Origin of the sequence: Pseudosulfitobacter koreensis, from assembly GCF_024733015.1 — a bacterium.
Lineage (GTDB): Bacteria > Pseudomonadota > Alphaproteobacteria > Rhodobacterales > Rhodobacteraceae > Pseudosulfitobacter > Pseudosulfitobacter koreensis.
The window spans coordinates 1-18647 of record NZ_JANKJG010000020.1; the positions used below are offsets into that span (position 1 = coordinate 1).

The following is an 18647-nucleotide window of genomic DNA, read 5'->3' on the forward strand; positions in this document are numbered from 1 at the left end:
CGAGAGCCCCAAGCCCTTCAAATGGACCAAAACCGCCGAGGATATTCTCACCCGGGAACGCCGCGCCTTGGATAAGCTCGATCAAATCCGAGGGAACCGGTAAGATACGTCAGACTCAGAGCACTAGCACGCTGCTCGCCGCCTGAAGACGCAGCCTTCACAGTGGTTTGTCCTCGCTCCATGTCAGGACGGGCATCAACTTCTGCCCAGTGCAGAGTGTACGATTGCGTGAAATCAAAAAGGGAAACATAGGCAGCTGCTATGTCGCCTGATCCGTGATGGTAAAGAAAATCTACTGCCTGGGACAACAGGTTCAGTTTTTCTTTCATTGAGTCAGTGATATCCAGATGATCTGCAATAAAGAGGTAACCGATGAAAACCTCAGGATTTTCGGCCTTTGACATTTCACAGTACTGCCAACCGGAACTGGGATCGGTCGAAACAAGACGAAGTGGATCCGGAAGTCCCAATTCGATGAAATATTCCTGCATTTCATCAATAAATCTGCAAGCTCGTTCGACGATTGGTGGCTTGTTGGCCTGAATCTTCTGATAGGCACCACCACCATCGCCACTCGTGTCGATCCAAATATCATAGCCTAAAAGGCGCTTTTCCAGTTTGATCTTGAGTTCAGACATGGTGGACCTTGGCATCCTGCGCCTTGCCGAATGAATGACGCCATTGGCAACGCTTGGCGGTTCCGGAAATATTTAATGAATGGGAATCACGCAATTTTAACCACCTTGCTGGCGTCTCGGCCTGTTACATGATCGGCCCAACGCGACACGAGTTCGCGACGACGCTCCAAAAGATCAGTTCGGCGATAGGACCGCTCAACCTTGTTGCCGACGACATGCGCCAAGGCGGTTTCCACCACAGCCTCACGTTCGTTCGTCGCCTCCTCGCACCATGTCTTGAAGCTGGACCGGAACCCGTGTGGGCGTGCCGCCAATGACCTCCGCTCCATAAGGCGGCTCATCGTAGCATCGGAAATCACACCTTTACGAACGCTTGGGAAAAGGTAGCCGTCTCGCTCGAATGGCTTGGCTTGCTCAATCACGATCATGGCTTCATCGGACAATGGCACTCGGAAATCATTGACTGCTCCCTCCTGCCCTTTCATGTTTTCTGCGGGCACGGTCCAGACGTTGTCCTGAATTTGATCCAATCGACAAAACCGAACCGGACCTGACCGCACACTCGTCAGGATCAACAGGCGAAGCGCCAGGTGCGTCACGGTCTGCTCGTTCAAGCTGGCGTAGAATGCTGGCACCTCCGGCCAAGGCATGTACGGGATGTTCTGGGCTTTGTGACGGCTCTTGCCTAGCAGGGCTTTTGCCTTTTCAGTTGCCTGAATATCCACATCGAGACCCATCGCCGCCGCATGCTTCAGCGTGATGCCTAACCGGTTCATGGCTTTCCTCGCCGTGTCGGCCTTTTCGTGCCAGATGGGTGCCAACGCAATTTTGATATCCTGCTGGTCAAGTTCTTCGACGGGTATCTTACCTATTTTTGGAAGCACATGCAGTTCAAGCGGCGAAAACCATCGCCCCGCCTTACCTTCGCCCTTTAGCTGAGACTTGCGGGCCTCGAATGCCTCAAGGGCTACCGACGCCAAGGTGTGGCTCTCTCGCGCGGCTAGACGCCGTTGCTGGTCGCGCTCCTTGATCGGATCTTTGCCCTCTCTCACGACCGCACGCCATGTTTCAGCGGCCTGCCGTGCTTCTTTCAGGCTGACAGATTGAAGGTTGCCGATTCCCATCTCGCGACGACGCCCGTGGATTGTGACACGCAGCACCCACTGAGCGCCGCCGTCTTCACGTTTAACAAGCCAGAGGCCGCCACCGTCTGAGTATTTACCCGCAGAGGCGCTTTTGACCTTGGCAGATGAGAGCTTGTGCAGTGCTGGCAAAATTTGATCCCCTTCCCAATCCACCCCTACATCTAGCATGGTATGACACGGAATGAAACTGCCTGATACAACGTCATACATTAAAATCAGTGTGTTGAGGAAAAAGTGAGACGGGATGCGTCATCATGATATGGTAATTCAATGCCTCTTCTGGGCACCACACACTTCCCCCTTTCGCAAACCTGTCCGACCGTTACCGCGGCGTCATGCCATCAAAATACCCATATCGTGCCCGTATTCTGTCTTTTGTCGCAGTGAGACTGGGTTTCGGGGTCAATAAGCCGGGTCACTCAGAAACCCGGCGTTCATGTTCGTAACGGCCCACCCGTGAGGTTCGCAGAAGGAAACATACGTGTTTCAGACATTCAGGGACTATTTGGCTTCAAAAGCCTATGTTCTTCTTACCAGTATCGTCCTCGGCAGTGTCGGCGGCATCGGCTATTCGGTCATCGCGCTGGATCGTGACAACCATCTGGCCGCGGTCAGACACGATCTGGAACAGGGGCTTCATGCCGCGACCGATCAGATCCAGCTTCGGTTCTTCGAGGCCGTTCTGGTCGCGAAACACATCGAAAGCATTCTGATGGTGTCGCAGGAGTTCAACGAAACCCAGATCGAGCGGGTGGTCGCGGACCTGCGCAACCACAACCCCGGCGTGCTTGCCGTCGCGCTGGCACCTGGGCTTGAGGTGACGCACAGCTTTCCGACCACGGGCAACCGAAAGACGCTGGGTTTGAAATACTGGCAAGTTCCCGAACAGATGGCCAGCGTCGCACAAGCCTATCGCAGGCAAAGCCCGGTGGTCGATGGCCCGGTCCCGCTGGTGCAGGGCGGCACCGGTTATATCATGCGCTATCCTGTGTTTCTCAGCGATCCGGACCGCACCACCAAATCGTTCTGGGGTGTCATTTCGATTGTTGTCGCGGCTGACGGCCTTCTGAGCGCGCAAAGACATGATTTCAGCGATACCGACAAATACATGTTCAGCCTGAAGGAAGTTTCCACCGTCACCACGCCTGCAAGCCCGCAGGCTGATGACGAGCTCTTTGACCATAAGCCGGTGATCACCGAGTTCAACATGCTGGGAAGCAGATGGCAGGCCGCTGCATTGCCCAAGAACGGCTGGTCGGCCTACTCACCGCAAAGCCCTTATTTGCTTGGTTTCGTGCTGTTCCTGGGGGCCATTCTTCTGGGCGTGCTCTGGCTGGTTCGCAGCTTGGCGACGAAGAAAGAAAACGCCCGCGCCCTTCTGGCCGAGGCAATCGGCTGCATCGACGAGGGATTTATCGCCTTCGACGACCGCGAGCGACTGATGCTGGTGAACCAGAAATACCTGGATTATCATCCCGAAATCGCGCCCCTGATCGCCCCCGGCGTCACGATGACCGAACTGCTGACGCAGTGGGAAAAGCGCAACCCGGACGCATCGACCGTCAGGGACAGATCGACCTGGATCGCGGAACGGCTCGAGCGCTTCCGCAATCCCGGCGTCTCGTTTCTGGAACCTGCAAGCGATGACAGATGGGTGAAGGTGACCGAGGCCAAAACTCCGCACGGCTATACCGTCGGCATCTCGACCGATGTCACGGCGGAGAAACGCGCCCGCGAAGCCGCCGAAGCCGCTGACCGCGAAAAGACCGAGTTTCTGAACAACGTCTCGCACGAGTTGCGCACGCCGCTGACCGTCATCTCGGGCCGGGCCGCATTCCTGCGCAACAGCGAGCAGCTGCCACAGTCCAGACGCCTGAACATGGCGCTTGCTGCCGACGCGTCCCCTGACCAAGAGACCGCGACCGCGATAGGTGCCTATCAGCGCTTTGTGTCGGAACAGGGCGGTGGCATCGTCGATTCGGCGCAGCACATGCTGCGACTGGTCGAGGATCTGCTGGATTGGACCAAGGTGGCACGTGGGCAGATCCAGCTGGACCTGTCGGTCGTTCCTGTTGCCGAAATCGTGGGGGCTGTCGTGGCCGACTTGGGACCGGATGCGCAGGCCAAGGGGCTTGAGCTGACCAGCGCCATCGACAGCAGGGCCAGCGTTTCGGCCGACCGGATCAGGCTCAAACAGATCCTCTACAACCTGATCTCGAACGCGATCAAGTTCACCGAAAAGGGCCAGATTCACGTCTCTGTCACGCAGGAAAAGGGCCGGATCGTGTTCAGCGTGGCAGACACCGGATGCGGGATCTCGGCAGAGAACCAGAAGCGCGTCTTTCAACGCTTTCAGCAGGTCGATGGGTCGATGTCGCGCAAAAACGGCGGGCTGGGCCTGGGTCTGGCCATCGCCGAGCAACTGGCGACACTGCACGGCGGTACGCTTTCGCTGGAAAGCACGCTGGGTGAGGGCAGCGTGTTCCGTCTGAGCCTTGTGCAAGAGGAAAATGCGCGCGCAGCCTAGCGACCAAACACAAAGCGTTACGGAAATCTGCCGATGCATCCGTTTCCGTAACATTTACATTGCGTCGAATCGGCGATCTGGTTAGCCTGACTTAGCAATTCGGGAGAACTTCATGACTGCATTCATCTGTGACGCGCAGCGCACGCCCATCGGACGATACGGTGGCGCATTGTCAGGCGTGCGTGCCGACGATCTGGCTGCGGCACCTATCGCCGCGCTGATGGCGCGCAACCCCAATGTGGATTGGGCCAGCGTCGATGATGTGATCTTTGGCTGCGCCAACCAGGCGGGCGAAGACAACCGGAACGTGGCGCGCATGGCATCCTTGCTGGCGGGATTGCCCGTGGATGTGCCCGGTTCGACGATCAACCGCCTGTGCGCCTCGGGCATGGACGCCGTGGGCCTTGCCGCGCGCGGCATCAAGGCTGGCGATCTGGACATGGCCATCGCCGGCGGTGTCGAAAGCATGAGCCGTGCGCCCTTCGTCATGGGCAAGGCCACCAGCGCCTTCAGCCGCTCTGCCGAGATTTTCGATACCACGATTGGCTGGCGCTTCGTGAACCCCAAGATGAAGGCGGAATATGGCGTCGACTCGATGCCCGAGACTGCCGACAACGTCGCCGCAGATCACAACGTGAACCGCGCCGATCAGGATGCCTTTGCCGCCCGTTCGCAGGAACGCTGGGCCGCGGCACACGAGGCCGGTCTGTTCGCCGACGAGATCAGCCCCGTGACGATCCCTCAGCGCAAGGGCGATCCGATCATTGTGGACACCGACGAACACCCCCGCCCCGGCACCACGCTGGATGCGCTGGGCAAACTGCGCCCGATCAATGGCACCGATCTGACGGTGACGGCCGGCAACGCATCGGGCGTGAACGACGGCGCTGCGGCGCTGTTGCTGGCATCGGAGGCCGCCGCTGCCAAGAACGGGCTGACGCCGATGGCCCGCGTCGTGGCGATGAATGCCGCAGGGGTTGAACCCCGTGTCATGGGCATCGGCCCGATCCCCGCCTGTGAGAAAGTCTTGAAGCGTGCCGGGCTGACCATCGACCAGATGGACGTGATCGAACTGAACGAAGCCTTTGCCTCGCAGGGTCTTGCGACACTGCGTGCGCTGGGTGTGGCCGACGACGATCCGCGCGTGAACGCCCAGGGCGGCGCCATCGCAATCGGTCACCCGCTGGGCATGTCAGGCGCACGTCTCGTGATGACGGCGGCCTATCAATTGAAACGCACTGGCGGGCGCTATGCGCTGTGCACCATGTGCGTGGGCGTCGGCCAAGGTGTCGCGCTTATCCTCGAGCGGGTCTGATAACGCCCCGCCCTTCTGACCGACGAAAGGTTTGAACGATGTATGCACAGATGGTGAAATCCACAGGCGAGGGCGTCCGCTCCCTCGACGAAATGGACCCGCAGGAACGCGCCTTTCAGGAGCGTATCGACGCGAATGGCAAGATCGAACCGAAGGACTGGATGCCTGACGGCTATCGCAAGACGCTGATCCGCCAGATCGGGCAGCACGCCCATTCCGAAATCGTCGGTCAGCTGCCCGAGGGCAACTGGATCACCCGTGCGCCCACGCTTGAGCGCAAGGCGATCCTGTTGGCCAAGGTTCAGGACGAGGCCGGTCACGGTCTCTACCTCTATTGCGCGGCGGAAACTCTGGGTGTGACGCGCGACCAGATGACCCGCGACCTGCTGTCGGGCAAGATGAAGTATTCGTCGATCTTCAACTATCCGACGATCACATGGGCCGACATGGGCGCTGTGGGCTGGCTGGTTGACGGTGCCGCGATCATGAACCAGGTGCCGCTGCAACGCACGTCTTACGGGCCCTATGCCCGCGCGATGGTGCGCATCTGCAAGGAGGAATCGTTCCACCAGCGCCAAGGCTTCGACATCATGATGAAGATGGCCAAGGGCACGCCCGAGCAGAAACGCATGGCGCAGGATGCGCTGAACCGCTTTTGGTATCCGTCGCTGATGATGTTCGGCCCGTCGGATGCCGAAAGCGTCCACTCGGCGCAGTCGATGGCGTGGAAGATCAAGATGAACTCGAATGACGAGCTGCGTCAGAAGTTCGTCGATCTGACCGCTCCGCAGGCCGATTATCTGGGCCTGACCATTCCCGACGAGAACCTGAAATGGAACGAGGAAAAAGGCGGCTATGACTTTTCCGAGCCCGATTGGGACGAATTCTTCGACGTGCTCAAGGGCAATGGTCCCTGTTCCGTCGAACGACTGGAAGACCGCAACCGCGCCTGGGACGAGGGCCGCTGGGTCCGCGAGGCCATGCTGGCCCACGCCGACAAGAAACGCGCAGCCAAACTTGCAGCGGAGTAACTGATATGAGCAGCCCTGAATCCAGTGCCTACAAAGCCACCGAAGCCGCCCCGCACGACGCCGTGCGCCGTACCGAATGGCCCCTGTATGAAATCTTCATCCGTGGTCAGCACGGCCTGAGCCATCGTCACGTCGGGTCGCTGCATGCCCCCGACGCCGAACGCGCGATGCAGAACGCCCGCGACGTCTATACACGTCGCAAGGAGGGCGTCAGCATCTGGGTCGTCGAGGCCAGCAAGATCACCGCGTCGTCGCCCGACGACAAGGGTCACATGTACGACCCTGCGGATGACAAGGTTTACCGCCACCCGACGTTCTTCGACATTCCCGAAGAAGTGGGGACCATGTGATGGCAACCGACGCACAGCTGTTCGAATGGCTCTGCCGCATGGGCGACAATTCCCTGGTTCTGGGCCACCGCGTCTCCGAATGGTGCGGCCATGCGCCCGTGCTGGAAGAAGACATCGCCCTTGCCAACACGGCACTTGACCTGATCGGCCAGACCCAACTGTGGCTGGGTCTCGCCGCCGAGGTCGAAGGCGAGGGCCGCGATGCCGACGCGCTGGCCTATCGCCGCGACGTTATGGATTTTCGCAATCTGCTGTTGGTCGAACAGCCCAACCGCGATTTCGGCCACACAATGATGCGGCAATTCCTGTTCGACGCTTGGCACATCGAGATGCTGCGCGCGCTGAAAGGTCATGACCACGCCGAAATCTCTGCCATTGCGGAAAAGTCGCTGAAAGAGGTGACCTATCACGCCGAACGCTCTGCCGATACGGTGATCGCTCTGGGCGACGGCACCGAGGAAAGCCACAAGCGGATGCAGGCAGCGCTGGACCGTCTGTGGCCCTATGTGGGCGAGATGTTCCTGTCGGACGAAGTGGACCGTGCCGTCTGCGACCCCGCGCCGCTGCGCGACGCGTTCGATGACCGCATAAATGCGGTTCTGGCCGAGGCGACCCTGACTCGCCCCGACAGCGATTTCGCCCACAAGGGCGGCAAGACCGGCGTGCGCCACACCGAACACCTGGGGCACATGCTGGCGGTGATGCAGTACCTGCCCCGCGCCTATCCGGACGCGAAATGGTAACCGTTCAACCCTCTGTCGCGGATGTGTGGGATTGGCTCGATGCCGTTCCCGACCCCGAGATCCCGGTGATTTCACTGGTGGATCTGGGGATCATCCGCGATGTCGCCTGGCAGGACGACACGTTGATCGTGACCGTGACGCCTACCTATTCAGGCTGCCCCGCGACGACGATCATCAACCTGGACATCGAAACCGCTCTACGCGGGCACGGCATCGAAAAGCTGGAGTTGAAACGCCAGCTTTCCCCTGCATGGACGACTGACTGGCTGTCCGACAAGGGCCGCGCCAAGCTGGAAGATTACGGCATCGCGCCCCCGCAAGCCGCAGGCGGTCCGCAGCAATGCCCGCACTGCAAATCGCAGGCGGTCGAGCGGATCAGCCAGTTCGGGTCGACCCCGTGCAAGGCGCAGTGGCGCTGCACCGACTGTCTTGAACCCTTCGACTATTTCAAATGCATCTAGGCTGACCCAATGGCGCAATTCCTTCCCCTGACTGTCACCGACATTCACCACACCATCCGTGATGCCGTCGTGCTGACCCTGCAACCGCAGGACCCCGACGCCTTTGCCTTTACCCAAGGCCAGTATCTGACGTTCAAACAGGATTTCGACGGCACCGAGCTGCGCCGCAACTATTCGATCTGCGCCGGCCTGGACGATGGCAAGCTGCAGGTAGGCATCAAGCGTGTCGATGGCGGGGCATTCTCGACCTTTGCCAACACCGCGCTGAAGGTCGGCGATACCCTGCACGCGATGCCGCCCTCGGGCAGTTTCCACACGCCGATCGAGCCGGACAAGGCCAAGAACTACCTCGGCTTTGCAGGCGGCTCAGGCGTGACGCCGGTGCTGTCGATCCTGCGCACGGTCATGACCCGCGAGCCAAACAGCACCTTCACGCTGATCTATGCCAACCGCGCGGTGGGCACGATCATGTTCCGCGAGGAACTGGAAGACCTGAAAAACCGCTACATGGGTCGGCTGACCCTGATCCACGTTCTGGAAACCGGGCAGGACATCGACCTGTTTACCGGGCGCATTGATCAGGACAAATGCGCCGCCCTGTTCAAAAGCTGGATCGACATCGGCAACATCGATACTGCGTTCATCTGCGGGCCGGAACCGATGATGCTGGCCATCGCCGAGGCGTTGAAAACCCACGGCCTGGCCGATGGGCAGATCAAGTTCGAGCTGTTCAGCGAAAGCCAGAAGGGCCAGCTGGCCAAGCAGGAACTGAAAGAGCGCGCCAAAGGTCAGGCGGGCACGCAGACCACCGTGATCATCGACGGCACCGGCCACCAGTTTGAAATGCCAAAAGATCAGTCTGTGCTGGAAACCGCACTGGCCAACGATCTCGACGCTCCGTTTTCATGCAAGGCGGGCGTCTGTTCCACCTGCAAGGCCAAGGTGGTCGAAGGCGAATATGAAATGCTGACCAACCACGCGCTGGAAGACTACGAGGTCGAGGCGGGCTTTGTCCTGACCTGCCAGTGCTATGCGCTCAGCGATACATTGGTCGTGGATTACGACCAGCACTAACAGGGGTTTCCCATGCAACACGTTCATTCCTTTGCCGCCGGTCAGTGGGTCGCCCCCGGTGCCGGTGCCAGATCCATTGCGTCGGCCATCACTGGCGATGTCATCGCGGACGCGGGCAATGATGCCCTGGATGTGCAGGCAATGCTGGCCTATGGGCGCGATGTCGGCGGCCTCGCCCTGCGCGCGATGACGTTCCATGACCGCGCCCGCATGCTCAAGGCGCTGGCGCTCTATCTGCGCGAACACCGCCCTGCGCTTTATGATGTCAGCTATGACACCGGTGCGACGAAATCCGATCACCAGATCGACGTCGACGGCGGAATCGGCACGATGCTGGTCTATGCGTCAAAAGGGCGGCGCGACCTGCCCGACGCGCATGTCTATCTGGACGGCGTGCCCGAACAACTGGGACGGTCCGGTGCTTTCATGGGCCAACACATCTGCACCCCGCTGCAAGGCGTCGCGGTGCACATCAACGCCTTCAACTTCCCCGTCTGGGGCATGCTGGAAAAACTGGCTCCGACCCTGCTGGCCGGTCTGCCCGCCATCATCAAACCCGCGACCGCGACGTGCTATGTGACCGAAAAATGCGTACGGCTGATGCTGGACAGCGGCCTGCTGCCCGACGGCGCATTGCAACTGGTGTCGGGTGGTCTGGGCGACATGCTGGACCACGTCGACTGTCAGGACGTGGTGACGTTCACAGGTTCTGCCGATACCGCGCTGAAACTGCGCAGTAATGCCAACATCCTGTCCAACAGCGTGCGCTTTACCGCCGAGCAGGACAGTCTGAACGCGTCCCTGCTGGGCCCCGACGCAGTTCCCGGCACGCCCGAGTTCGATCTATTCGTCAAGGAAGTACAGCGCGAGATGACCGCGAAAGCCGGTCAGAAATGCACGGCCATCCGCCGCATCATGGTGCCGCAGGCACATGAGCAGGCAGTGATCGAGGCGATCTCGGCCCGTCTGGCCAAGGTCACCATCGGCGACCCGCGCGACGCGGCGACAGGCATGGGCGCGCTGGTCTCGGGCGCGCAGAAACGCGATGTGCTGGACAAGGCAGCCGCCATCGGCGCAGAGGCCACGCGCGTCTTCGGCGACCCCGACGATTTCGCGATGGCTGATAGCAAGGGCGCCTTCGTGCCGCCGATGCTGTTTCACTGCGCCGATCCCGACAGCGCCACCCGCGTCCATGACACCGAGGCGTTTGGCCCCGTGTCCACCGTCATGGGCTACCGCGATCTGGACCACGCCATCGCGCTGCTGAACCGCGGCCAAGGCTCTCTGGTGGCGTCGGTCATCACCCACGACGGCGACGTGGCCCGTGCCGTGGCGATGGGGGCCGGTGCGTTCCACGGTCGGCTCTACTTCAACAACCGCGACAGCATGGCCGAGGCGACAGGACACGGCGCGCCCCTGCCCCACATGGTGCACGGCGGGCCGGGCCGCGCAGGCGGCGGCGAGGAGCTGGGCGGCAGCCGTGCCGTGATGCACTATATGCAACGCACCGCGATCCAGGGCAGCCCCGACATCCTCACCTCTGTCGGAAACCGCTGGGTGCCCGGCGCGACTGAGCACGCGGACAAGCCGCATCCCTTCACGCGCGTTTACGGCGATCTGGAACTGGGCGACACGTTCAACTCGCCCTCGCGCGAGATCACGCTGGACGATATCGAGACTTTTGCCCACTTCACCGGCGACACGTTCTATGCCCACATGGACGACGCAGCCGCCAAGGCAAACCCGTTCTTTCCCGGTCGCGTCGCGCATGGCTATCTGCTGCTCAGCTTTGCGGCAGGACTGTTCGTGCAGCCCGATCCCGGCCCGGTTCTGGCCAACACAGGGCTGGACAACCTGCGCTTCATGAAGCCCGTGCAGGCGGGCGACAGCATCAAGGTGCGTCTGAGCGTCAAGGTAAAGACCCCGCGCAACGAGGAATACGGCGAGGTCCGCTGGCACGTCACGCTGACCAACCAGGATGACGAACAGGTGGCAGAGTACGAATTGCTGACAATGAATGCCTTCTGATCCCTATCAGGACGCATTGGCGATCCTGACCGCAACCGCAACCCAGCGGGTGTGGTCGGTGCTGGTCAGCGTCTTTGGCGATCTGGCCCGCCTTGAGGGCGAAGGCATCGACGGCCCGGTGCTGACCGCCCTGATGGCAGAGGCGCAGATCAGGCCCGAGGCAACCCGTGTCGCCCTGCACCGTCTGCGCAACGATGACTGGATCACCTCGACCAAATCAGGCCGCACCAGCCACCATAGTCTAACCCCCACGGGCCGCCGTCTCAGCGTCGCGGCCAGCGGGCGCATCTACAGCCCCCCCGAGGCGGCCGCGCAGGGCTGGCAACTGGTGCTGTTGGAAACCCCCACCAGCTATTCGCGCGAACAGATGGAGGCGCACGGCTTTGCCCCGCTCGCCCCGCGTCTCTACATCGGCGCGGACACCTCTGACGCGCCTGCGGGTACGCTGGCTCTGCCCGCAGATGCCGCGCCGCACTGGCTCGGCGGTCAGTTCGAACCCAAGGATCTCAGCCAGGATTACGCCGCCCTGCACGAGATGCTGTCAGCGCTCGACGCGCTGCAACTGGACGCCTCCACGCTCAGTCCCGTGCAGATCGGCGTGCTGCGCTCGCTGATCGTGCATGGCTGGCGGCGGCTGGTTCTGAAACACCCCGACCTCCCCCGCGAGGTCTATTCCGATGCGTGGCGCGGCCACGACTGCCGTGCGCTGGTGACCGGACTGCTGGCCCGCCTACCCCGGCCCACCCTGGGCGCGCTGCACCCCTGAGGCGCAAACTGGCGCAGGCGCGCGGCATCTGCTTTCCCGTCGCCCGCTGGCGCGCTATAGCATTGCCATGACAAATCATTTGCACAAATCCGATCTGCCCGACGGTCTGGACCTGGGCCCCATCGTCGCCATCGACTGCGAAACCATGGGCCTGCACCCGCACCGCGACCGGCTGTGTGTTGTCCAGTTGTCGGGCGGCGACGGCAATGCCCATCTGGTGCAGATCGCGATCGGCCAGACCGAGGCCCCGAACCTCTGTGCGCTGCTGGAAAATTCCTATGTGCTGAAACTGTTCCACTACGGCCGCTTTGACATTGCCGCGATGCTGAACGCATTCGGCGCGGTCGCGGCCCCGGTCTATTGCACCAAGATCGCAAGCAAGCTGACCCGCACCTATACCGACCGCCACGGATTGAAAAACCTGACGCAGGAACTGCTGGGCGTCGACATCTCGAAGCAGCAGCAAAGCAGCGACTGGGGTGCGCCGCAACTGACCGATGCACAACTGGACTATGCCGCCTCCGATGTGCTCTACCTTCACCGCCTGCGCGAGGCGCTGAACAAGCGTTTGCTGCGCGAGGACAGGATGGAGCTTGCCCAGTCCTGTTTCGATTTTCTGCCCACCCGCGCCAAACTGGATCTGGCGGGCTGGCCCGACACGGACATCTTTGCACACCTATGACCAGCGACACCCCCTTTCAGGACACGGGCCGCCGTGTCATCGCCATCGAAGCACAAGCGCTGATGCAGCTGCACGACGCGCTTGACGGCAACTTTACCCGCGCGGTTGAACAACTGCTGAAATCCACGGGCCGCGTGATCGTGACCGGCATCGGCAAATCGGGCCACATCGCCCACAAGATCGCGGCGACGCTGGCCAGCACAGGCACGCCCGCGCAATTCGTCCACCCCGCCGAGGCCAGCCATGGCGACCTGGGCATGGTCACCAGCCAGGACGCGGTCATCGCAATCTCGAACTCGGGCGAGGCGCCGGAACTGGCCAATCTGATCGCCTACACCCGCCGCTTTGAAATCCCGCTGATCGGCATCACCAGCCGCCCCGAAAGCGCGCTGGGCAAGCAGTGCGATATCGTCCTGACCCTGCCCCGTGCCGAAGAGGCCTGTGGCACCGGTGTCGTGCCGACCTCATCCACCACCATGACGCTGGCGATGGGCGACGCGCTCGCCGTGGCGCTGATGGAACACCGCGCCTTCACCGCCGAGGATTTCCGCAGCTTTCACCCCGGCGGCAAACTCGGCGCGCAACTCAGCCGCGTGGCTGATCTGATGCACGCAGGCGACGCCCTGCCGCTGGTGACCGAAGACACTGTCATGGGCGAGGCGCTGATCGAGATCAGCCGCAAGGGTTTTGGCGTGGTCGGGGTGACAGGGGTCAACGGCACCCTGGTCGGCATCATCACCGACGGCGACCTGCGCCGCCATCTGGACGGGCTGATGTCACTGACCGCCCACGACGTGATGACCGCAGCCCCCACCACCATCGGCCCGGATGCGCTGGCGGAAAAGGCCGTGGGTATCATGAACACCCGCAAAATCACCTGCCTGTTCGTCACCGACCAGAAGGACCAGCCCACGCCACTGGGCCTCTTGCACATCCACGACTGCCTGCGCGTCGGTCTGGGCTAAGGCGGCGCGATGGACTGGTATTCAAAACTGGTCGCCACGCTCAAGGTGCTGTTGCCCCTTGCGGCGCTTGCCCTGCTCTCGACGCTGTTTCTGCTGTCGCGCAGGGTCGATCCGGTCAGCACCATCCCCTTTGCCGAAGAAGACGTACGCAGCCGTGTGGAATTGCAGCAGATCACCGGCCCCTTCTTTTCCGGCGCGACCGAGGGCGGCGACAGCCTGTCGTTCACCGCAGCGATCCTGACCACCGGCACCGACAATCTGAACGAGGCGCGGGACGTGACCGCGCGTGTCGATCTGGTCGGTGGCACCCGCGTCGATCTGATGGCAGACCTTGCCAAGGTGGAACTGGATGCGTCGAAGATGGACCTGTCGGGCAATGTCGTGATCACCACGTCCACAGGATTCACGATCACATCCGACACGTTGCTGGCAGACCTTGAAACTGCCACGCTGACATCGCCGGGCGAGGTGCAGGCTGACAGCGGCTTTGGCGATCTTGTGGCGGGGCAGATGATCCTGTCACCCAGCCGCGAAGACGCGCCCGCCCAATTGGTTTTCACAAACGGCGTTAAGCTGGTATATGATCCGAAACAAACAGATGAGTAACCTATCGTGACGACCTTTCGCGCCCTGATGACCGCCCTTTTTCTGTGCCTTGCCGCGCCCGTTCTGGCCCAGGGCACAAACGTGACTTTCGGAACCATCACCCAGGATACGACGCTGCCCGTCGAGGTGACCGCCGACAATCTGTCGGTCGATCAATCCACCGGCACTGCGGTGTTCGACGGCAATGTTACGATCGGCCAGGGCGAGATGCGCCTGACCGCCGCGCGGGTTCTGGTCACCTACAGATCGCAAAACGCAGGCATCGCCAAGCTTGAGGCGACGGGCGGCGTGACGCTGGTGACCGGCGACGATGCCGCCGAGGCAGAGCGCGCCGATTACAACATCGACACCGGCGAGATCGAGATGACCGGAAACGTGCTGCTGACCCAGGGTGCCAGCGCGCTGACGGCGGAAAAGATGTTCGTAGACCTGCGCACCGGCAACGCCCGCATGTCCGGCCGGGTCAAGACGATCCTGCAAACCGGAAGCGAATAATGTCTGCCCCCGATCTGTCCATCGCGGCCACCGATTCAGGGCTGCACATCTCGCATTTGCGCAAATCCTATCGCAAGAAGGTCGTCATCCGCGACTTTTCCATGCATTTGGATCGCGGCGAGGTCGTGGCCCTTCTGGGGCCAAACGGGTCGGGCAAGACCACCACGTTCTATTCCATTGCCGGTCTGGTCACCCCCGAAGGCGGCACCGTCAAGGTGGACGGCACCGATGTGACCACTCTGCCGATGTACCGCCGCGCGCAGATGGGCATCGGATACCTGCCGCAGGAAATGAGCATCTTTCGCGGTCTCAGCGTACAGGACAACATCTCGGCAATCCTCGACATCACGGAATCGCACCGTCACAAGCGCCGCGAACGGCTGGAGGCGCTGCTGTCAGAGTTTTCGATCGAACACCTGCGCCGGGCGCCTGCGCTGGCCCTGTCGGGCGGTGAACGCCGCCGGGTGGAAATCGCTCGCTGCCTTGCCGCGAATCCTAAGTTTCTTTTGCTGGACGAACCCTTTGCCGGCGTCGATCCGATCAGCGTGGGAGACATCCGGCATCTGGTTGCCGATCTCAAGAAACGTGGCATCGGCGTCTTGATCACCGACCACAACGTCCGGGAAACGCTGGAGATTGTCGACCGCGCCTATATTCTGCACGAGGGCAAGGTGCTGATGTCCGGCACGCCCGCAGAGGTGGTCGAGAACCAGAATGTGCGCCGCGTGTATCTTGGCGAAAACTTTCGCGTTTCTTAGCCGATTAAACGGACTTGTCGGCAAAACCTCACCGATCCTGCAGCGCTTTTTATTGACAGCACGCGGCGATTGAGCGCTGAATAGGGTATGGCAAAAGCGCTACTTAAGTCTGCTGCGACACCCGCCTTGAGCAATCAGGCGTTGACACTGCACCTTGGCGCTTCGCCGTTTCCCGAGATCCAGACCTAGGCCCGCAATGGCCCCAGACCAAGGGGCGTGTTGCGACCTGTGACGGGTCCTTAATAGTGAGGAGAGACAATGCGGTACCAAATCAGCGGCAAACAGATCGACATCGGTTCAGCACTTCAAACACATGTTCAGACCGAATTGGGCGTGGCCGTCGGGAAATATGCCGAACGCCCCACGGATGCACAGGTGGTGTTCTCGAAGTCTGGTCACGAATTTGTCTGCGAGGCGACCGTTCACCTCTCCACCGGCCTGACCGCCACCGCCAAGGCGCGTGGCACCGAAATCTACGGCGCCTTCGATGCCTGCTGTGAAAAGATGGAAAAGCAGCTGCGCCGCTATAAACGCCGCCTCAAGGACCACCATAAGGATCGGCGCGAGCCGGTTGAACTCTTTGGCGCTTCCTCCTATATCCTCGCTTCCGAGGCAGATGAAACGCTGCCGGAACCGGATTCGCTGCAACCGATGATCGTGGCGGAGATGGAGACCAAGATACAGTCGCTGAGCGTTGGCGAAGCCGTGATGCAGATGGAGTTGGCGGGTGCGCCGGTCCTCGTGTTCCGGAAGGAAGGACAGGAACGATTGAATGTCGTATATCGCCGCGAAGACGGCAATATCGGCTGGATCGATCCTTAAGAGTTAACGGCGCGAGGCGCCAGAGCGGTGCGAGCAACAATGGAATTTGCAAAGCTTCTAAAGCCGGAGGCCGTCAGGGTGTTAACCTCGGCCTCCAGCAAGAAACGCCTGTTGCACGAGATCGCCGATCTTGCGCACAGCGCTTATGGTCTGGACGCGGGACAGGTCAACGAGGCGCTGATGGCACGCGAAGCGCTGGGGCCCACCGGAGTGGGCCGCGGCGTCGCCCTGCCCCATGCGCGGCTGGACGGTGTGGAGAAGGTGATCGGGGTCTTCGTGGTGCTGGACAAGCCCATCGACTTCAGCGCGGTGGACCGTCTGCCTGTCGACATCGCCTTTGCCCTCTTTGCCCCCGAGGACGCGGGCGTTGAACACCTCAAGGCGCTGGCGTTGGTGTCACGCACCCTGCGCGACACGTCGATCTGCACCAAGCTGCGGGCGAACCATGACGCCAGCACCCTCTATACGATCCTGTCCGAGGCACAGTCGGCCCAGGCGGCCTGATCACGCCCAGCGCGAAAATCCGAACATCATGTAATCCCGCTGGTAGACGTCGGACACCAGCGCCTCGATGCTGTCGTCGTATATGTCTTTCAACGTGAAGGGGCCGGGCTCTACCGCCTGCGGCACCTGCGGTATATCGTCCAGACCGATCTGCGACGCGATCTGAGCCAGTTCGGTCTGCAAGTCTTCCTCGCGGATGATCCGGTCGGGCAGAACGAATTCGCCAAACCCCTGAACCGCCTGCACCTGCGTACACCACGCGGCATCGACGCGGATGGCGGTCTGACCCGCCAGATTGCCCTTGAGAAACGCGAGGAACGCCGTGAACGCCGTGTGATGCGCCGCCCGGTCATAGCTGGCGTCGGGCGCATCTTCGGGGATCGGCAGCGCGTAGCGGCGGGTCAGCGTCTGGCGCAGGGCGTCATAGCACGCAGGCCCCGGATTGAGGATACGGTGGCAAAACGCATGGTGCGCCCGCGCCGCCGGATGTCGCAGCACGGTAAAGCTGCGATGCCCGCGATTGCGACGCTTCCACTGGCGCAGGTCTTTCTGGTTCATCTTGCGCAGCAGATCATCGTCGGACACCCCGTCGAGCGCAGCCATCCAGTCGAATATCTGTTCCTCCGGGCCGCTGCGCATGGGCAGATACAGCAGTGGCGATTTGGCCGCCGCAACATAGGTCGGGATCACCGGCCCCCGGCGCGGCTCGAAATTGGGCGTGCGGGTCAGGTTGAACCGGTCCAGCCCGTTCAGGGCGCGCGCCATCTCATCGGCGTTGGTCACCTTTTCGCTGATCGGGCTTGGGTTCTGTTTTTTCAGGCTCTTGTCCAACCCTTCAAGCCGGCTTTCAACGCCCAGGTAGGCAGCCAGACCGTTCATCACCTCGACGCTTTGCAGGTCTTCATAGGCGACGTAGAACGCGGTCTGCCCCGTCACCTGCAACCGGTTCATCAGCGTCACCTGAAAGGTTTGCAGCGCCTCAAGATGCGCCTCGAACTCGCGCGGGTCAAAGGCGGCGGCACCGGCCTTGCGCCGTTTCACATCGGTCAGCTTCCACTGACCTGTGGCCTGCGCGATCTTCCACGACACATAGCTGTCGACCGGATTGCGCGTCAGCACGATCTTGGCGCATTTGGGGTCATTCACAATTATGTCGAACACGCGCGGATCGTGGTCATGGAAATAGCGAAAGCCACCCAGCCCATCGGTTTTCCTGCGGATCACCGTGATCAGCCCCTCGGGGTCGGCGTCGCGCGCCGCCTGCGACACGCCCAGAATCTCGGTCGTGTTCGGATAGCCGATGAAATGCGGATTGAACGCCTCGCCGTGGCAGGTGATGCCGTCGAAAGCGTTCAGATTCGTCTCCAGAAAGTTCGATCCGGTGCGCATCTCGGCGAACACCACGAAATAGTCGAAACTTTGCGCCATCTTCTACCTTACCAAATAGGGTTTTCGCGGCGCTTCGGATTGTGCCTCGATCGCGCGTTCGACGGGGAAATCGCCCATCAGATAGGGGTGCATCCCCTGGTTCTTGAGGTTTTGCAGGAACTGCCCGAACCCGTTCAGGTCCACCATCTTTGGCACCTCGGACAGGCGCCGCTGCTGGGTCGGGTGTTGGTTTTCATTGAGAACTGACCCGGTAGCCCCATAAATTTTCACTGAGAATTGACCCATGTGAACACATTGCCCTGACGATTCTGATCAGGGAGATATGGAGTGATCGACATGGGATTTTTG

20 protein-coding genes are annotated in these 18647 nt (G+C 61.2%); 16 read left to right on the forward strand and 4 right to left on the reverse strand.

What is annotated here, in order from left to right; translation table 11 throughout:
* Positions 1–47: 47 nt before the first annotated feature.
* On the reverse strand, positions 48–638 hold the full coding sequence (locus NTA49_RS17040; RefSeq protein ID WP_258296016.1) for a hypothetical protein: 591 nt from the start codon (positions 636–638) through the stop codon (positions 48–50).
* An 86-nt stretch (positions 639–724) separates the two neighbouring features.
* The gene (locus tag NTA49_RS17045) at positions 725–1912 is read right to left on the reverse strand and encodes a tyrosine-type recombinase/integrase (protein WP_332844301.1); all 1188 of its coding nucleotides are present in this window, start codon (positions 1910–1912) and stop codon (positions 725–727) included.
* 352 nt (positions 1913–2264) lie between these two features.
* Here NTA49_RS17045 and NTA49_RS17050 point away from each other — a divergent pair, with 352 nt between their 5' ends.
* From NTA49_RS17050 to NTA49_RS17125, 16 genes are all read left to right on the forward strand, one after another.
* Complete coding sequence (locus NTA49_RS17050) at positions 2265–4310, forward strand: sensor histidine kinase (RefSeq protein WP_258296018.1); 2046 nt, start codon at positions 2265–2267, stop codon at positions 4308–4310.
* Between the two features lie 112 nt (positions 4311–4422).
* Positions 4423–5625, forward strand: coding sequence for a 3-oxoadipyl-CoA thiolase (gene pcaF, locus NTA49_RS17055; RefSeq protein ID WP_258296019.1), 1203 nt, complete (start codon positions 4423–4425; stop codon positions 5623–5625).
* Positions 5626–5663: 38 nt separating this feature from the next.
* Positions 5664–6656: a 1,2-phenylacetyl-CoA epoxidase subunit PaaA gene (gene paaA, locus NTA49_RS17060; protein ID WP_258296020.1), complete on the forward strand. Its 993-nt coding sequence runs from the start codon at positions 5664–5666 to the stop codon at positions 6654–6656.
* 5 nt (positions 6657–6661) lie between these two features.
* Positions 6662–7006, forward strand: a complete 345-nt coding sequence (gene paaB, locus NTA49_RS17065) for a 1,2-phenylacetyl-CoA epoxidase subunit PaaB (RefSeq protein WP_258296021.1) — start codon at positions 6662–6664, stop codon at positions 7004–7006.
* The gene (paaC, locus tag NTA49_RS17070) at positions 7006–7749 is read left to right on the forward strand and encodes a 1,2-phenylacetyl-CoA epoxidase subunit PaaC (protein WP_258296022.1); all 744 of its coding nucleotides are present in this window, start codon (positions 7006–7008) and stop codon (positions 7747–7749) included. The genes paaB and paaC overlap by 1 nt, the downstream gene beginning before the upstream one ends.
* Entirely contained in the window at positions 7743–8210 is a 468-nt protein-coding gene (paaD, locus tag NTA49_RS17075) for a 1,2-phenylacetyl-CoA epoxidase subunit PaaD (RefSeq protein WP_258296023.1), read from the forward strand. The genes paaC and paaD overlap by 7 nt, the downstream gene beginning before the upstream one ends.
* A 9-nt stretch (positions 8211–8219) precedes the next feature.
* Entirely contained in the window at positions 8220–9284 is a 1065-nt protein-coding gene (locus NTA49_RS17080) for a 2Fe-2S iron-sulfur cluster-binding protein (RefSeq protein WP_258296024.1), read from the forward strand.
* A gap of 12 nt (positions 9285–9296) precedes the next feature.
* On the forward strand, positions 9297–11312 hold the full coding sequence (paaZ, locus tag NTA49_RS17085) for a phenylacetic acid degradation bifunctional protein PaaZ (RefSeq protein ID WP_258296025.1): 2016 nt from the start codon (positions 9297–9299) through the stop codon (positions 11310–11312).
* Positions 11302–12078: a PaaX family transcriptional regulator C-terminal domain-containing protein gene (locus NTA49_RS17090; protein ID WP_258296026.1), complete on the forward strand. Its 777-nt coding sequence runs from the start codon at positions 11302–11304 to the stop codon at positions 12076–12078. The genes paaZ and NTA49_RS17090 overlap by 11 nt, the downstream gene beginning before the upstream one ends.
* Positions 12079–12145: 67 nt before the next feature.
* Positions 12146–12760: a ribonuclease D gene (locus NTA49_RS17095; RefSeq protein ID WP_258296027.1), complete on the forward strand. Its 615-nt coding sequence runs from the start codon at positions 12146–12148 to the stop codon at positions 12758–12760.
* The gene (locus tag NTA49_RS17100; protein ID WP_258296028.1) at positions 12757–13725 is read left to right on the forward strand and encodes a KpsF/GutQ family sugar-phosphate isomerase; all 969 of its coding nucleotides are present in this window, start codon (positions 12757–12759) and stop codon (positions 13723–13725) included. Before NTA49_RS17095 ends, NTA49_RS17100 begins: the two co-directional genes overlap by 4 nt.
* 9 nt (positions 13726–13734) lie before the next feature.
* Positions 13735–14331, forward strand: a complete 597-nt coding sequence (gene lptC / locus NTA49_RS17105; protein WP_258296029.1) for an LPS export ABC transporter periplasmic protein LptC — start codon at positions 13735–13737, stop codon at positions 14329–14331.
* A 27-nt stretch (positions 14332–14358) separates the two neighbouring features.
* Complete coding sequence (gene lptA / locus NTA49_RS17110) at positions 14359–14826, forward strand: lipopolysaccharide transport periplasmic protein LptA (RefSeq protein WP_258296030.1); 468 nt, start codon at positions 14359–14361, stop codon at positions 14824–14826.
* On the forward strand, positions 14826–15584 hold the full coding sequence (lptB, locus tag NTA49_RS17115; protein WP_258296031.1) for an LPS export ABC transporter ATP-binding protein: 759 nt from the start codon (positions 14826–14828) through the stop codon (positions 15582–15584). The genes lptA and lptB overlap by 1 nt, the downstream gene beginning before the upstream one ends.
* Before the next feature lie 258 nt (positions 15585–15842).
* Positions 15843–16406, forward strand: coding sequence for a ribosome hibernation-promoting factor, HPF/YfiA family (gene hpf / locus NTA49_RS17120; protein WP_258296032.1), 564 nt, complete (start codon positions 15843–15845; stop codon positions 16404–16406).
* Between the two features lie 39 nt (positions 16407–16445).
* Entirely contained in the window at positions 16446–16910 is a 465-nt protein-coding gene (locus NTA49_RS17125) for a PTS sugar transporter subunit IIA (protein WP_258296033.1), read from the forward strand.
* Here the strand turns inward: NTA49_RS17125 and NTA49_RS17130 are convergent, their stop codons facing one another.
* Both NTA49_RS17130 and NTA49_RS17135 read right to left on the reverse strand, forming a co-directional pair.
* A complete protein-coding gene (locus NTA49_RS17130; protein WP_258296034.1) occupies positions 16911–18338 on the reverse strand; it encodes a sulfotransferase family 2 domain-containing protein in 1428 nt (475 codons plus the stop codon).
* Positions 18339–18341: 3 nt separating this feature from the next.
* On the reverse strand, positions 18342–18584 hold the full coding sequence (locus NTA49_RS17135; RefSeq protein WP_258296035.1) for a DUF5927 domain-containing protein: 243 nt from the start codon (positions 18582–18584) through the stop codon (positions 18342–18344).
* Positions 18585–18647: the final 63 nt, after the last annotated feature.

Coding starts and splice junctions, on each gene's coding strand:
- paaD (WP_258296023.1), top strand. CDS start 7,743: ATGGTAACCGTTCAACCCTCTGTCGCGGATGTGTGGGATTGGCTCGAT.
- hpf (WP_258296032.1), top strand. CDS start 15,843: ATGCGGTACCAAATCAGCGGCAAACAGATCGACATCGGTTCAGCACTT.
- paaB (WP_258296021.1), top strand. CDS start 6,662: ATGAGCAGCCCTGAATCCAGTGCCTACAAAGCCACCGAAGCCGCCCCG.
- NTA49_RS17080 (WP_258296024.1), top strand. CDS start 8,220: ATGGCGCAATTCCTTCCCCTGACTGTCACCGACATTCACCACACCATC.
- paaA (WP_258296020.1), top strand. CDS start 5,664: ATGTATGCACAGATGGTGAAATCCACAGGCGAGGGCGTCCGCTCCCTC.
- lptA (WP_258296030.1), top strand. CDS start 14,359: ATGACCGCCCTTTTTCTGTGCCTTGCCGCGCCCGTTCTGGCCCAGGGC.
- NTA49_RS17090 (WP_258296026.1), top strand. CDS start 11,302: ATGCCTTCTGATCCCTATCAGGACGCATTGGCGATCCTGACCGCAACC.
- lptC (WP_258296029.1), top strand. CDS start 13,735: ATGGACTGGTATTCAAAACTGGTCGCCACGCTCAAGGTGCTGTTGCCC.
- paaZ (WP_258296025.1), top strand. CDS start 9,297: ATGCAACACGTTCATTCCTTTGCCGCCGGTCAGTGGGTCGCCCCCGGT.
- lptB (WP_258296031.1), top strand. CDS start 14,826: ATGTCTGCCCCCGATCTGTCCATCGCGGCCACCGATTCAGGGCTGCAC.
- pcaF (WP_258296019.1), top strand. CDS start 4,423: ATGACTGCATTCATCTGTGACGCGCAGCGCACGCCCATCGGACGATAC.
- NTA49_RS17095 (WP_258296027.1), top strand. CDS start 12,146: ATGACAAATCATTTGCACAAATCCGATCTGCCCGACGGTCTGGACCTG.
- NTA49_RS17125 (WP_258296033.1), top strand. CDS start 16,446: ATGGAATTTGCAAAGCTTCTAAAGCCGGAGGCCGTCAGGGTGTTAACC.
- NTA49_RS17135 (WP_258296035.1), bottom strand. CDS start 18,584: ATGGGTCAATTCTCAGTGAAAATTTATGGGGCTACCGGGTCAGTTCTC.
- paaC (WP_258296022.1), top strand. CDS start 7,006: ATGGCAACCGACGCACAGCTGTTCGAATGGCTCTGCCGCATGGGCGAC.
- NTA49_RS17040 (WP_258296016.1), bottom strand. CDS start 638: ATGTCTGAACTCAAGATCAAACTGGAAAAGCGCCTTTTAGGCTATGAT.
- NTA49_RS17130 (WP_258296034.1), bottom strand. CDS start 18,338: ATGGCGCAAAGTTTCGACTATTTCGTGGTGTTCGCCGAGATGCGCACC.
- NTA49_RS17100 (WP_258296028.1), top strand. CDS start 12,757: ATGACCAGCGACACCCCCTTTCAGGACACGGGCCGCCGTGTCATCGCC.